This is a genomic window from Vibrio sp. 2132-1 (assembly GCF_033344315.1).
Genome location: NZ_JAWPON010000726.1, coordinates 1 through 550 on the forward strand (window position 1 = coordinate 1; position 550 = coordinate 550).

The 550-nt window shown below is 42.4% G+C and carries 1 pseudogene; it reads right to left on the minus strand.

Annotated elements, in window-relative coordinates:
• Positions 1-200: pseudogene (locus tag R8N47_RS27620) on the minus strand (ferric reductase); the annotation flags it as partial.
• Between the last annotated feature and the right edge of the window lie 350 nt (positions 201-550).

The window sequence follows — 550 nt, forward strand, 5'->3', positions numbered from 1 at the left end:
CATTGCTCGATCACAGGTAAGCGCAGCGCCAACACCATCGCAATAGACATCAAAGCCAACGACAAAACACCAGAATATTGAATAAGCGCGGAGCGCCATTGGAAGAATTGGGTCGAGGACAGCAGTTGCGGTTCACTCATCCACCACAACACAGACACGGCGGCAATTATCATCCATACAAAATTTCGTACAGTTTTCATGAACATCACTCTCAAATTGACGACAACTCTAGTTTAGTTTTTCTAGCGTAATGCAACGTCAATATTCGTAAAGTTGAGTAAACCCACAATATACCTAAGGTCAATAACAAACTTGGAGGTATTGCGCAGAATCCTACAGAAAATCGACAGGGATTTAACAGTGGTTAGAGTATTCACTCGTTATAGTTTGCTTAACATCGCCAAAGTGCGAATCAAAACCAAAAGAACGAAGAACACCACGCATGAAAAAGTTATTCCTGTTGGTTGGGCTGATAGTTTGCTCAACTGTTAGTTACGCCTCCAAATTAAACGAAGACATCTCCCTCATCGAGAAACAAACATCTGGGCGA